This is a genomic window from Pseudomonas kielensis (assembly GCF_030505375.1).
In the GTDB taxonomy this organism is placed as follows: domain Bacteria; phylum Pseudomonadota; class Gammaproteobacteria; order Pseudomonadales; family Pseudomonadaceae; genus Aquipseudomonas; species Aquipseudomonas kielensis.
Genome location: NZ_CP130043.1, coordinates 4,038,621 through 4,052,831, shown reverse-complemented (window position 1 = coordinate 4,052,831; position 14,211 = coordinate 4,038,621). Strand labels below are relative to the sequence as shown.

The window sequence follows — 14,211 nt, the reverse complement described above, 5'->3', positions numbered from 1 at the left end:
ACATCCGCTGCGGCAGGGCTATCGGTCAGATCACGAACAGGTCCATGAAGCGGTTCACCGGTGTCGCTTCAAGGGCCGCCTGATCCTTGCACAGGGCAAAGATCTGCGCCGTGCGTTGGGCGGTGAAACGCGTGGCGAGGTTGGCCTTGAACTTGTCCTCGAGCAACGGAATACCCTCGGCGCGCCGCCGGCGATGGCCGATCGGGTACTCCACCAGCACTTGCTCGGTGCTCGAGCCGTCCTTGAAAAACACCTGCAGGGCATTGGCGATCGAACGTTTGTCGGCCTCCAGGTACTCGCGGGTGAAACGCGGCTCCTCGACGATGACCATCTTCTCGCGCAACACATCGATGATCGGGTGCGCGGCATGGAACTGATCTTCGTAGTGCTCGGCCACCAGGTTACCGAACGCCAGCGGCACGGCGGTCATGTACTGGATGCAGTGATCGCGGTCGGCGGCGTTGGCCAGTTGCCCGACCTTGGAGATGATGCGGATGGCCGATTCGTGGGTGGTGATGACAATCCGGTCGATCTCATGCAGGCGATTACGCACCTGCGGATGCAGGGTCACCGCCGCCTCGCAGGCGGTCTGCGCATGGAACTCGGCCGGGAAGCTGATCTTGAACAGCACGTTTTCCATCACGTAGCTGGCGTAGGGCTGGGAAAAACTGAACGCGCGCTGCTCCGCCGGCTTGAGCGCCAGGTCCTTGTTGGTATGGCTGAACAGTACGTCGTAGAAGCCCCATTGCGCGGCAGTCAGCGCGCCGGGAATGCCCATTTCACCGCGCAGGGCGATGTCCGCCAGGCGCACCCCGCGACTGGACGCGTCCCCCGCTGCCCAGGATTTGCGTGAGCCGGCGTTCGGCGCATGCCGGTAAGTGCGCAGGGCCTGGCCATCGACAAAGGCGTGGGACAGCGCCGCCAGCAATTGCTCGCGGCTGGCGCCGAGGAGTTTGGCGCTGACCGCGGTCGAGGCGACCTTGACCAGCAGCACGTGGTCCAGGCCGACCCGGTTGAAGGAGTTCTCCAGGGCAATCACCCCTTGAATCTCGTGGGCCATGATCATGGCGTCGAGCACCGCGCGCATGGTCAGCGGCGCGTCGCCATTGGCCAGGCGCTTCTGCGACAAGTGATCGGCCAGCGCCAGGATTGCTCCCAGGTTATCCGAGGGATGACCCCATTCCGCGGCCAGCCAGGTGTCGTTGTAGTCGAGCCAGCGGACGATGCAGCCAATGTCCCAGGCCGCCTTCACCGGGTCCAGGCGAAAACTCGTGCCTGGCACCCGGGCGCCAAAGGGCACGATCGTGCCTTCGACCATCGGTCCAAGGTGCTTGGTGCATTCGGGAAAGCGCAGGGCCAGCAGGCCGCAACCGAGGGTGTCGAGCAGGCAGTTGCGGGCGGTGTCCAGGGCCTCTTGGGACTCGATCCGGTAGTTCAGGACGTAGTCGGCAATGTCCTGCAGGACCAGGTCATAGTCGGGACGGTTGTTAAGGTCAACGTTGGCGCTCATGTTCGATTCACTCGGGCAGTGGTTCGTAAATGGGACCTCGGTTCAGGACTGATACGGCTGGGTAACCGATATTTTCTTGTAGGAATGGGCTCGACTGTGGGAGCGAGCGCCCGCTTGCGGCGTGCTCGCTCCCACAAGGGGCGATGTTTCAAGGTTAGAACGAATCCCCCGGGACCCGCACCCAGCCTTCCATCAGCACTCGCGCGCTGCGGCTCATGATGGCTTTGGTCACGGTCCATTCGCCGTCCACCAGGTTAGCCTCTGCGCCGACACGCAAGGTGCCGGACGGATGGCCGAAACGTACCGCGTTGCGCTCGATGCCGCCGGCCGCCAGGTTGACCAGGGTCCCGGTGATGGCCGCCGCTGTGCCGATGGCCACTGCTGCGGTGCCCATCATTGCGTGGTGCAACTTGCCCATGGACAGCGCCCGCACCAGCAGATCGACATCGCCGGCTGCCACGGGTTTGCCGCTGGACGACAGGTAATCGCCAGGCCGCGCGACGAACGCTACCTTGGGGGTGTGTTGGCGCTTGGCCGCTTCGTCGAGGTTGGCAATCAAGCCCATGCGCAAGGCGCCATGGGCGCGGATGGTCTCGAACATGGCCAATGCCTTGGGATCGCCGTTGATCTCGCCCTGCAATTCGCGGCCGGTGTAACCGATATCCTCGGCATTGACGAAAATCGTCGGGATGCCGGCATTGATCATGGTCACCTGCAAGGTGCCAACACCCGGCACGTGCAGCTCATCCACCAGGTTGCCGGTGGGGAACATCGAACCGCCGGCGCCCTCTTCCTCGGCCGCTGGGCTGATGAATTCCAACTGCACTTCAGCGGCCGGGAAGGTCACGCCGTCGAGTTCGAAATCACCGGTTTCCTGCACCGCGCCCTGGGTAATCGGCACGTGAGCGATGATGGTCTTGCCGATGTTGGCCTGCCAGATACGCACCACGGCCACGCCGTTCTCCGGCACACGGGCGGGATCCACCAGGCCGCTGCTGACGGCGAACGAACCGACCGCGGCCGACAGGTTGCCGCAGTTACCGCTCCAGTCGACAAACGGCTTGTCGATGGAAACTTGGCCAAACAGGTAATCCACATCGTGATCGGCCTTGATGCTCTTGGACAGGATCACCGTCTTGCTGGTGCTCGAGGTCGCGGCGCCCATGCCGTCGATCTGCTTTTCGTAAGGGTCGGGGCTGCCAATCACCCGCAGCAGCAGCGCATCGCGCGCCGGGCCAGGAACCTGCGCCGACTCGGGCAGATCCTGGAGGCTGAAGAACACGCCTTTGCTGGTGCCACCACGCATGTAGGTGGCGGGAATCTTGATCTGAGGTGCGTGAGCCATGATGGTCCTTAGTGGGCCGACGCGGGACTGACGCCCCGCGCGGCACGTCGTGTTAAACGGCGACAGCCGATTCGAGGAAGTCCTGGGCAAAGCGCTGCAACACGCCGCCCGCTTCGTAGATCGACACCTCTTCAGCGGTATCCAGGCGGCAGGTGACCGGCACCTGGACCTGCTCACCGTTCTTGCGGGTGATAACCAGGGTCAGGGTTGCACGCGGGGTGCGATCGCCCACCACATCGTAGGTTTCGGTACCGTCAATACCCAGGGTCTTGCGGTCGGTGCCCGGCTTGAACTCCAGCGGCAACACGCCCATCCCTACCAGGTTGGTGCGGTGGATACGCTCGAAGCCTTCGGCCGCGATCGCCTCCACACCCGCCAGGCGCACGCCCTTGGCCGCCCAGTCGCGGGACGAACCCTGGCCGTAGTCGGCACCGGCAATAATGATCAGCGGCTGCTTGCGTTCCATGTAGGTTTCGATGGCTTCCCACATGCGCATGACCTGGCCTTCCGGCTCGACCCGCGCCAGCGAACCCTGCTTGACCTTGCCGTTTTCCTGGACCATTTCGTTGAACAGTTTCGGGTTGGCAAAGGTCGCGCGCTGTGCGGTCAAGTGGTCGCCACGGTGGGTCGCGTAGGAGTTGAAGTCTTCCTCCGGCAGGCCCATTTTCGCCAGGTATTCGCCGGCGGCGCTGTCGAGCATGATCGCGTTGGACGGCGACAGGTGATCGGTGGTGATGTTGTCCGGCAGCACGGCCAGCGGGCGCATGCCCTTGAGCGGGCGGGCCCCGGCCAACGCGCCTTCCCAGTACGGCGGACGGCGGATGTAGGTGCTCTGCTCGCGCCACTCGTAGAGCGGTGCGACTTTCGGGCCGGTGTCTTCATGGATGGCGAACATCGGAATGTACACCTGGCGGAACTGCTCCGGCTTGACCGAGGCCTTGACCACGGCGTCGATTTCTTCGTCGCTTGGCCAGATGTCCTTGAGGCGGATTTCCTGACCGTCGACCACGCCCAGCACGTCTTTTTCGATGTCGAAGCGGATGGTCCCGGCAATGGCATAGGCCACGACCAGCGGCGGCGACGCGAGGAAGGCTTGCTTGGCGTACGGGTGAATCCGCCCGTCGAAGTTGCGGTTACCCGACAACACGGCGGTGGCGTACAGGTCGCGATCGATGATCTCTTGCTGGATCACCGGGTCCAGCGCACCGGACATGCCGTTGCACGTGGTGCAGGCAAACGCCACGACGCCAAAGCCCAATTGCTCCAGCTCGTCGGTCAGGCCGGCCTCGTCCAGGTACAGGGCCACAGTCTTGGAGCCCGGTGCCAGGGACGACTTGACCCACGGCTTGCGGGTCAGGCCCAGCTTGTTGGCGTTGCGCGCCAGCAGGCCGGCGGCAATCACGTTGCGCGGGTTGCTGGTGTTGGTGCAACTGGTGATGGCCGCGATGATCACCGCGCCGTCAGGCATTTGCCCAGGCACGTCATCCCATTGCCCGGAGATACCCTTGGCCGCCAGGTCCGAGGTCGCGACACGGGCGTGCGGGTTGCTCGGGCCGGCCATGTTGCGCACCACCGAAGACAGGTCGAAACTCAGGTTGCGCTCATACTGCGCGCCCACCAGGCTGTCGGCCCACAGGCCCGTCTGCTTGGCGTACTGCTCCACCAGACGCACCTGCTCGTCTTCGCGGCCGGTGAGTTTCAGGTAGTCGATGGTCTGCTGGTCGATGTAGAACATCGCCGCGGTGGCGCCGTATTCCGGGGCCATGTTGGAAATGGTCGCCCGGTCGCCCAGGGTCAGGCGCGATGCACCTTCGCCGAAGAACTCCAGCCAGGCACCGACGACCTTCTGCTGGCGCAGGTATTCGGTCAACGCCAGCACCATGTCGGTGGCGGTGATACCCGGTTGCAGCTTGCCGGTCAGTTCAACGCCGACGCTTTCCGGCAGGCGCATCCAGGAGGCACGGCCGAGCATCACGCTTTCGGCTTCCAGGCCACCGACCCCAATGGCGATCACGCCCAGGGCATCGACGTGCGGGGTATGGCTGTCAGTGCCCACGCACGTATCCGGGAACGCCACGCCGTCACGCACCTGGATCACCGGAGACATTTTCTCCAGGTTGATCTGGTGCATGATGCCGTTGCCCGGCGGGATCACGTCGACGTTCTTGAAGGCTTTTTTGGTCCAGTTGATGAAGTGGAAACGGTCTTCGTTGCGCCGGTCTTCGATGGCGCGGTTCTTCTCGAACGCCTCCGGATCAAAACCACCGCGCTCGACGGCCAGGGAGTGGTCGACGATCAACTGAGTCGGCACCACTGGGTTGACCTGTGCCGGATCGCCACCTTGCAGGGCAATCGCATCCCGCAGGCCGGCCAGGTCCACCAGGGCGGTCTGGCCGAGAATGTCGTGGCACACCACCCGCGCCGGGAACCACGGGAAGTCGAGGTCGCGCTTGCGTTCGATGAACTGCTTCAGGGATTCGGTGAGCGTGGCCGGATCACAGCGACGCACAAGGTTTTCCGCCAGCACGCGGGAGGTGTACGGCAGGGTGTCGTAGGCGCCAGGCTGAATGGCTTCGACCGCCGCACGGACGTCGAAGTAATCCAGTTGGCTGCCGGGCAGCGATTTGCGAAATTCTGTGTTCATCGTCGGGACTCGGGTCACGGTAGTTTCAAGAGGTGGGGCCAGGCGCCAGTTTCGAAATCAACACAATCCACTGTAGGAGCGAGCTTGCTCGCGATGGTGTATCAGTCGACACCAATGTGTATGACTCTCCATCGCGAGCAAGCTCGCTCCTACAGGGATCTGCGTTGAGTTCAGATCCCGGTACCGGCCCTCACCATTCAGCGTTGTTCGATTGGCACGAACTTGCGCTGTTCGACGCCGGTGTACTCGGCGCTCGGGCGGATGATGCGGTTGTTGGCGCGCTGTTCGAACACATGCGCCGCCCAGCCGGTCAGGCGCGAGCAGACGAAGATCGGGGTGAACAGCTTGGTCGGGATACCCATGAAGTGGTACGCCGAGGCATGGTAGAAGTCGGCATTGGGGAACAGTTTCTTCTGCTCCCACATGGTCTTGTCGATGGCTTCGGAGACCGGGAACAGCACCGTGTCACCGACTTCGTCCGCGAGTTTTTTCGACCAGCCCTTGATCACTTCATTGCGCGGATCGTTGTCTTTGTAGATCGCGTGGCCGAAGCCCATGATCTTGTCCTTGCGCTCAAGCATGCCCAGGGTGCCCTTGATCGCGTCTTCAGGCGACGAGAAGCGCTGGATCATTTCCATCGCCGCTTCGTTGGCGCCACCGTGCAGCGGGCCACGCAGCGAACCGATGGCCGCCGTGATGCAGGAGAACAGGTCCGACAGGGTCGAAGCGCAGACCCGCGCGGTGAAGGTCGACGCGTTGAACTCGTGCTCGGCGTAGAGGATCAGCGACACGTTCATCACCTTGACGTGCAACTCGCTTGGCTTCTCATCGTGCAGCAGGTGCAGGAAGTGACCACCGATGGACGGCTCGTCGCTGACGCAATTAATGCGCTTGCCATCGTGGCTGAAGCGGTACCAGTAGCACATGATCGCTGGGAAGGCGGCCAGCAGGCGGTCGGTCTTGTCGTGTTGTTCGCTGAAGCTGTGCTCCGCCTCCAGGTTCCCCAGGAACGAGCAACCGGTGCGCATCACATCCATCGGGTGGGCGTCGGCCGGAATGCGCTCAAGCACTTCCTTCAAGGCTTGCGGCAGGTCGCGCAGCTGGCTCAGCTTGGCGACGTAAGCGTCCAGTTGCGCCCGGCTCGGCAGCTCGCCGTACAGCAGCAGGTAGGCCACTTCCTCGAACTGCGCATCCGCCGCCAGTTCGCGCACGTCGTAGCCACGGTAAGTCAGGCCTGCACCTTCCTGCCCAACGGTGGACAGTGCGGTTTGCCCGGCAACCTGACCACGGAGCCCGGCGCCACTCAATACTTTTGCTTCGGCCATTGCTGTCTCCAATCTTGAATTTTTTAGGGAATCGGCAAGTTCTTTCTGATTAACAACGTATATGTGTAGCAGCTGGCGAGTCCTGCGGACTCGAACGCAGCCTCGCGAGCTCGACAGCGGCTACAGGGCTTGCCTTATTTCTTTGCCGCGAACAGCGCATCGAGCTTCTGCTCGAAGGTGTGGTAGTCGATGCGATCGTAGAGCTCCATGCGCGTTTGCATGGTGTCGATGACGTTCTGCTGCGTGCCATCGCGGCGGATCGCGGTGTAGACGTTCTCGGCGGCCTTGTTCATGGCACGGAACGCCGACAGCGGGTACAGCACCAGCGACACGTCGGCCGCCTTCAGTTGCTCGGTGGTGTACAGCGGCGTGGCGCCGAATTCGGTGATGTTGGCCAGGATCGGCGCTTTCACGCGGCTGGCGAACAGCTTGTACATTTCCAGCTCAGTGATGGCTTCCGGGAACACCATGTCGGCGCCGGCCTCGATGCAGGCAGCGGCTCGATCCAGGGCCGATTCCAGGCCTTCGACGGCCAGGGCGTCGGTACGGGCCATGATCACGAAGCTGTCATCGGTGCGCGCATCCACGGCCGCCTTGATGCGGTCGACCATTTCCTGCTGGGTCACGATTTCCTTGTTCGGACGGTGGCCGCAGCGCTTGGCGCCCACCTGGTCCTCGATGTGGATCGCCGCCGCGCCGAACTTGATCATCGACTTGACGGTACGAGCCACGTTGAAGGCCGAGGAGCCAAAGCCGGTGTCGACATCCACCAGCAACGGCAGGTCGCAGACATCGGTGATCCGACGGACGTCGGTCAGCACGTCATCCAGCCCGGTAATGCCCAGGTCCGGCACGCCGAGGGAGCCGGCAGCCACCCCGCCACCGGACAGATAAATAGCCTTGAAACCGGCGCGCTTGGCCAGCAGCGCGTGGTTGGCGTTGATCGCGCCGACCACTTGCAACGGCTGCTCGCTGGCAACCGCATCACGGAAACGCTGGCCTGGTGTGCTCTTGTTGGAACTCATGACTCACCTCGTGGAGTGACTGTCTGATGGGCGCCGTCCTGATAGTGACGGGCGATGTTGCGTTTTGAGGCGCCGATGTGTCGACGCATCAACAACTCGGCCAATTCACCGTCACGGTCGGCGATGGCATCGAGAATTCGGTGGTGTTCGGCGAACGCCTGGCGCGGCCGATTGGGGGTGGCGGAAAACTGGATGCGGTACATGCGCACCAGTTGATACAGCTCGCCGCAGAGCATTTGGGTCAGCGTACGGTTGCCGCTGCCCTGGATGATCCGGTAGTGGAAGTCGAAATCGCCTTCCTGCTGGTAGTAGCCCACGCCAGCCTGGAATGCCTCGTCGCGCTCATGGGTTTCCAGGACGCGGCGCAGCTCGTCGATCTCTGCGCTGCTCATGCGCTCGGCGGCCAGGCGACAGGCCATGCCTTCCAGCGACTCGCGGATCTCATAGAGCTCGATCAATTCGGCATGGCTCAGCGATACCACTCGGGCCCCGACGTGCGGCACGCGCACCAGCAGGCGCTGACCCTCAAGGCGGTGAATGGCCTCGCGCAGCGGTCCACGGCTGATGCCGTAGGTGCGCGCCAGCTCTGGCTCGGAGATTTTGCTGCCCGGGGCGATGTCACCTTTGACGATGGCCGCCTGGATGCGGCGAAAGACGTTCTCGGAAAGGGTTTCCGAATCGTCCGAGGCCAGCACCGGGGGATCGAGTTGATCCAGCATATTGTCGACACCTTGTGAGTCAATGCGCCATAAACTAGCCAATACCAGTCTGCCAGTCAAAGGAAATAGAGTGATTGTCGACAATCGTCTAATAAACCCTTTGGATAAATCGAAATCGAAGGACCACCTCGGCGCTGGCACCAGAAAACCACCGTGCTAGAATGCCGCCCGCAATTGCCTGTCATCTTTATATGGCAGGCATACGAGGCGCTTGTGCAGCAATGCCAGTCACCTTGAACTGAAGAATGGACAGCAACGCGCCAGGATTTATGAGACTCAAGCACCTCCCTTTATTGCTCTGCCTGTTCTGCCTGCCGGGCCTCGGTTACGCGGGCGAAAAGACCGTGTACGGTCTCAACGAATACGCCCAGCTGTCAGGCATCGACCTGGAAGTCGCGGCCAAACTCGACACCGGGGCCAAGACCGCCTCCCTCAGCGCCCGCGACATCAAGCGTTTCAAACGCAACGGCGAATCCTGGGTGCGCTTCTACCTGGCCATCGACACGGCTCATTCGCACCCCATCGAACGCCCGCTGGCCCGCGTCAGCAAGATCAAGCGGCGCGCCGGCGACTACGATCCCGAAGAGGGCAAGAAGTACACCGCGCGCCCGGTCATCGAGCTGGATATCTGCATGGGATCGGCTTTGCGCAGCATAGAAGTGAACTTGACCGACCGAAGTGCATTCCAATACCCGCTCCTGATCGGCTCCGAAGCCTTGAAACGCTTCGATGCACTGGTCGACCCCAGTCTTAAATACGCTGCTGGCAAACCCGCCTGCGCCACCGACGCTCACACCGCAGAGTAATACCCATGCGCTCTCTTACCCTCCATCTGAAACTGCTGATCGCCATCCTGGTGGTGCTGGGCATTTCAGTTACGGCCTATCAGATTTTCGTGCTGGGCATCCCGGTGACCGAAGACGCCACCGACGACCTGTGGAACATCGACGCCAAGGTCGAGTTTGTCGCCAGCGCCAAGGACCCGGTGAAGATCCAGATGTTCGTGCCGCCCTTGAGCCGCGACTACGTCAGCCTCAATGAAAGCTTCATCTCCAACAACTATGGGGTGGCGGTCAACCGCGTCGACGGCAACCGCAAAGTCACCTGGTCGGCCCGCCGCGCCAAGGGCAACCAGACCCTGTACTACCGCCTGGTGCTGACCAAGCGCTACACCGCCGAAAAACCCAAGATCAAGGGCCCGACCTTCCGCGACAGCATCGCCATCGAAGGCCCGGAGAAAATCGCCGCCGAAGCCCTGCTCGCGCCGATTCGCCAGCACTCGGCCGACGTCGAGACCTTCATCAGCGAAGCGATCAAGCGGGTCAACAACAGCAACGACGACAACGCCAAGATGCTCCTGGCGGGCGACCCGACGCCGGCGCACAAGGCCAAGATCGTCGAACTGCTGCTGTCCATCGCCCACGTGCCGGTGGAAAAGGTCCACACCATCCGCTTGGTGGCCGACCAGCCCCAGTCCCCGGAACTCTGGCTGCGCAGCTTCAACGGTACCGACTGGCTGTACTTCAACCCCGAGACGGGCGAGCAGGGCCTGCCGAGCGACCGCCTGCTGTGGTGGACCGGCGATGACAACCTGATCACCGTGGACGGTGGCAAGAAAGCCACCGTGACCTTCAGCCTGAACAACAGCGAAATGAACGCCATTCGCCTGGCCAAGCTGACCGACGAAAATACCGATGCCAACTTCCTCGAGTACTCGTTGTACGGCTTGCCCCTGCAAACCCAGCAGACCTTCATGATCATGGTCATGATCCCGATTGGCGTGCTGGTGATCCTGGTCCTGCGTAACCTCATCGGCCTGCAGACCCTGGGTACCTTCACCCCGGTGCTGATCGCCCTGGCGTTTCGCGAAACCCAACTGGGCTTCGGTATCGTGCTGTTTACCGTGATTACCGCCCTGGGCCTGTCGCTGCGCTCCTACCTTGAGCACCTGAAACTGCAGATGCTGCCGCGATTGTCGGTGGTGCTGACGTTCGTGGTGGTGCTGATCGCCGCCATCAGCCTGTTCAGCCACAAGCTGGGCCTGGAACGCGGCCTGTCGGTGGCGCTGTTCCCGATGGTGATCCTGACCATGACCATCGAACGCCTGTCGATCACCTGGGAAGAGCGCGGCGGTGGCCATGCCATGAAAGTGGCGATCGGCACCCTGTTCGCGGCCTCCCTGGCGCACCTGATCATGAGCGTGCCTGAGCTGGTGTATTTCGTCTTCACCTTCCCGGCGATCCTGCTGATCCTGGTGGGCTTCATGCTGGCCATGGGGCGTTATCGCGGCTACCGTCTGACCGAGCTGGTGCGTTTCAAAGCCTTCCTCAAGGCTGATTCGTAATGTTCGGCTTCTGGAAGACCTGGAAGGCCCTGGAAGCGCGGGGCATCATGGGCATCAACCGGCGTAACGCCGACTACGTGCTCAAGTACAACAAGCGCAGCCTGTACCCGATCGTCGATGACAAGATCATCACCAAGGAACGGGCAATCAAGGCCGGCATCCACGTGCCGCAGATGTACGGGGTGATCTCCACCGAGAAGGAAATCGACAAGCTCGGCGAGATCATCGACGGGCACAGCGACTTCGTCATCAAGCCGGCACAGGGTGCCGGCGGCGACGGCATCCTGGTGATCGCCGACCGTTTCGAAGGGCGCTACCGCACCGTGTCCGGGAAGATCATCAGCCACGAGGAAATCGAGCACCAGATTTCCAGCATCCTCACCGGCCTGTACTCCCTGGGCGGCCACCGCGACCGCGCACTGATCGAATACCGGGTGATTCCCGACCAGATCTTCAAGAGCATCAGCTATGAGGGCGTGCCGGACATCCGCATCATCGTGCTGATGGGTTATCCGGTGATGGCCATGCTGCGCCTGCCGACGCGTCAGTCCGGCGGCAAGGCCAACCTGCACCAGGGCGCCATCGGCGTCGGTGTCGACCTGGCCACGGGGCTGACCTTGCGTGGCACCTGGCTGAACAACATCATCACCAAACACCCGGACACCACCAACGCGGTGGACGGCGTGCAACTGCCCTACTGGGACGGCTTCATGAAGCTTGCCGCCGGTTGTTATGAACTGTGCGGCCTGGGCTACATCGGCGTCGACATGGTGCTGGACCAGGAAAAAGGCCCGCTGATTCTCGAGCTCAACGCGCGCCCGGGGCTGAACATCCAGATCGCCAACGACTGCGGGCTGACCTTGCGCACCCACGCGGTGGAAGCGCGCCTGGAAGAACTCAAGGCCCAGGGCATCAGCGAAACCGTGGAGGAGCGCGTGCGGTTTGTCCAGGACAGGTTCGGGCATATTCCTGCGGTCGAGGGCTGATCGCCAAACGCTGCACCTATCGCCAGCAGGCTGGCGCCCACAGTGGGTCTGTGGGCAGGCCAGCCTGCTGGCGATAGCCAATCCCCTCTAGGAGCATTTCCTGCAGAGGACTACAATCGCCACCCCGCCTCGATGGCTGATCTACCCCGCTCATGTCGACCTGTTCCGTATACCCGCTGCCCTATCACGCCAATCCCGCCGAGTATTTCGCGGCGATCCGTCATGCCCCCGGCAGCGTGCTGCTCGACAGTGGCCGGCCCAGCGCCGAGCGCGGGCGCTATGACCTGCTCAGCGCCTGGCCGCTGGCGACGCTGGCGGTCGCGCCGGACGAAAGCGGCACCGCATTCCTGCAACGCTTGCGCGCCACCCTTGGCCAATTGGGCGAAGCGGCGATCCCGGCGCCCCTGGAGTTGCCGTTCGCCGGCGGCCTGATCGGCTACCTCAGCTACGATTTCGGCCGCCACCTTGAAGCCCTGCCCCACCAGGCGCAGGACGATCTGCAACTGCCCGATGCGCGCTTCGGCCTGTATGCCTGGGCGCTGATCAGCGACCACCTGCTGGGCACCAGCCAATTGGTGTTTCACCCCACGATCAGCGAAGCCGAGCGCCAGCGCCTGTGCGAGGTGTTCAGCCAACCGGTCGCCGCGAACAGCGCGTCCTTCAGCCTCAAGGGCCCCATGCAGCCCGACCTCAGCCCTGAAGACTATCGGCAGGCATTCGAGCGCATCCAGCACTACATCCAGGCCGGTGACTGCTATCAGGTCAACTTTGCCCAACGGTTCCGCGCCCAATGCCAGGGCGACGCCTGGACGGCCTATTGCGCACTGCGGGCGGCGTGCCCCACGCCGTTCTCGGGCTTCCAGAGCCTGCCCGACGGCGGCGCGGTACTGAGCCTGTCACCCGAACGCTTTGTCAAAGTCAGCCAGCGCCAGGTGGAGACCCGCCCGATCAAAGGCACCCGCCCACGGGGACGCGATGCCGCCGAAGACGCGGCCAACGCCGCCGAATTGCTGGCCAGCCCCAAGGACCGCGCGGAAAACCTGATGATCGTCGACCTGCTGCGCAACGACCTGGGCCGCACCTGCCGTATCGGCTCGGTGCGTGTGCCGCAATTGTTCAGCCTGGAAAGCTACCCCAACGTGCACCACCTGGTGAGCAGCGTCACCGGCGAGCTGGCAGCCGACAAGGACGCCCTCGACCTGATCGCCGGCAGCTTCCCCGGCGGCTCGATCACCGGCGCACCGAAAATCCGCGCGATGCAGATCATCGACGAACTGGAACCCACCCGTCGCGGCCTGTACTGCGGCTCATTGTTGTACCTGGACGTGCGCGGACAAATGGACAGCTCGATCGCCATCCGCAGCCTGCTGGTCAAGGACGCCCAGGTCTGCTGCTGGGGCGGCGGCGGAATCGTCGCCGACTCGCAGTGGCAGGCCGAGTATCAGGAGTCGATCACCAAGGTGAAGGTGCTGCTCGAAACCCTGCAGAACCTATAAAAACATCGCGAGCAGGCTCGCTCCCACAAGGAGATCACATTCCATTGTGGGAGCGAGCCTGCTTGCGATGGCGTCCTCACGGACGGTTACAGGCTCAACTCCCGGTTGGAAGCCTTGATGAACTCCTGCTTCAACTCGGCAAACGTATGCACCGCCGGGAACTGCGGGAACTCGCGGATCACGTTGTCGGGCGCATGGAACAGAATCCCGGCATCGGCTTCGCCCAGCATGGTGGTGTCGTTGTACGAATCACCGGCGGCAATCACCCGGTAGTACAGGCTCTTGAAGGACAGCACGGACTGGCGCTTGGGGTCTTTCTGGCGCAACTGATAACCGGTGACCCGACCCGTCTGGTCGGTGACCAGGCGATGGCAGAGCAAGGTCGGGAACCCCAGCTGACGCATCAGCGGCTGGGAAAATTCGTAGAAGGTGTCGGACAGGATCACCACCTGGAAGCGCTCACGCAGCCAGTTGACGAACTCGACGGCGCCCTCCAGCGGCTTGAGAGTGCCGATGACTTCCTGGATATCGGCCAGCTTCAGGCCGTGCTCGTCGAGGATGCGCAGGCGCTGCTGCATCAACACGTCGTAGTCGGGAATATCCCGGGTGGTTGCCCTGAGGGATTCAATCCCGGTTTTTTCGGCAAAGGCGATCCAGATTTCCGGGACCAGGACACCTTCCAGGTCGAGACAGGCAATTTCCACAACACACTCCCATTTGTACTGATTATTGAGTTGAGCGAGCAAAAGGACTGCCGAACTCTAGCGAGTCGTCACCGGCTGTGCAACGCAGACAAGCGCGCCAGCGGGCCCGGGTT

11 protein-coding genes are annotated in these 14,211 nt (G+C 62.7%); 4 read left to right on the top strand and 7 right to left on the bottom strand.

The genetic code is table 11. The features are described from left to right. Positions 1-25: 25 nt before the first annotated feature. The 6 genes from prpD to Q1W70_RS19020 form a co-directional block, all read right to left on the bottom strand. On the bottom strand, positions 26-1,510 hold the full coding sequence (gene prpD / locus Q1W70_RS19045; protein ID WP_302097756.1) for a 2-methylcitrate dehydratase: 1,485 nt from the start codon (positions 1,508-1,510) through the stop codon (positions 26-28). 154 nt (positions 1,511-1,664) lie between these two features. Then, positions 1,665-2,855 carry a 2-methylaconitate cis-trans isomerase PrpF gene (prpF, locus tag Q1W70_RS19040; RefSeq protein WP_302097755.1) on the bottom strand — a complete coding sequence of 397 codons (1,191 nt, stop codon included), beginning with the start codon at positions 2,853-2,855 and terminating at the stop codon, positions 1,665-1,667. 52 nt (positions 2,856-2,907) lie between these two features. Further along, a complete protein-coding gene (acnD, locus tag Q1W70_RS19035; protein ID WP_166590069.1) occupies positions 2,908-5,499 on the bottom strand; it encodes a Fe/S-dependent 2-methylisocitrate dehydratase AcnD in 2,592 nt (863 codons plus the stop codon). A gap of 197 nt (positions 5,500-5,696) precedes the next feature. After that, positions 5,697-6,824 carry a bifunctional 2-methylcitrate synthase/citrate synthase gene (prpC, locus tag Q1W70_RS19030; RefSeq protein WP_302097754.1) on the bottom strand — a complete coding sequence of 376 codons (1,128 nt, stop codon included), beginning with the start codon at positions 6,822-6,824 and terminating at the stop codon, positions 5,697-5,699. A 134-nt stretch (positions 6,825-6,958) separates the two neighbouring features. Beyond that, entirely contained in the window at positions 6,959-7,849 is an 891-nt protein-coding gene (gene prpB / locus Q1W70_RS19025; protein WP_027618049.1) for a methylisocitrate lyase, read from the bottom strand. Continuing rightward, a complete protein-coding gene (locus Q1W70_RS19020; RefSeq protein WP_166590067.1) occupies positions 7,846-8,568 on the bottom strand; it encodes a GntR family transcriptional regulator in 723 nt (240 codons plus the stop codon). The genes prpB and Q1W70_RS19020 overlap by 4 nt, the downstream gene beginning before the upstream one ends. Positions 8,569-8,837: 269 nt before the next feature. On the opposite strand from Q1W70_RS19020, the gene rloA reads away from it, so the two are divergent. From rloA to pabB, 4 genes are all read left to right on the top strand, one after another. Further along, positions 8,838-9,374 (top strand): retropepsin-like aspartic peptidase RloA, encoded by a 537-nt coding sequence (gene rloA / locus Q1W70_RS19015; RefSeq protein ID WP_166590066.1) that lies wholly within the window; start codon positions 8,838-8,840, stop codon positions 9,372-9,374. 5 nt (positions 9,375-9,379) lie between these two features. Next, the gene (gene rloB, locus Q1W70_RS19010) at positions 9,380-10,912 is read left to right on the top strand and encodes an osmotic stress tolerance membrane protein RloB (protein ID WP_166590065.1); all 1,533 of its coding nucleotides are present in this window, start codon (positions 9,380-9,382) and stop codon (positions 10,910-10,912) included. Then, a complete protein-coding gene (locus Q1W70_RS19005; RefSeq protein WP_159997133.1) occupies positions 10,912-11,898 on the top strand; it encodes an alpha-L-glutamate ligase-like protein in 987 nt (328 codons plus the stop codon). The genes rloB and Q1W70_RS19005 overlap by 1 nt, the downstream gene beginning before the upstream one ends. 152 nt (positions 11,899-12,050) lie before the next feature. Next, positions 12,051-13,394: an aminodeoxychorismate synthase component I gene (gene pabB / locus Q1W70_RS19000; protein WP_166590064.1), complete on the top strand. Its 1,344-nt coding sequence runs from the start codon at positions 12,051-12,053 to the stop codon at positions 13,392-13,394. A gap of 86 nt (positions 13,395-13,480) precedes the next feature. On the opposite strand, the gene thrH is transcribed toward pabB, so the two are convergent. Then, the gene (thrH, locus tag Q1W70_RS18995; protein ID WP_166590063.1) at positions 13,481-14,098 is read right to left on the bottom strand and encodes a bifunctional phosphoserine phosphatase/homoserine phosphotransferase ThrH; all 618 of its coding nucleotides are present in this window, start codon (positions 14,096-14,098) and stop codon (positions 13,481-13,483) included. Between the last annotated feature and the right edge of the window lie 113 nt (positions 14,099-14,211).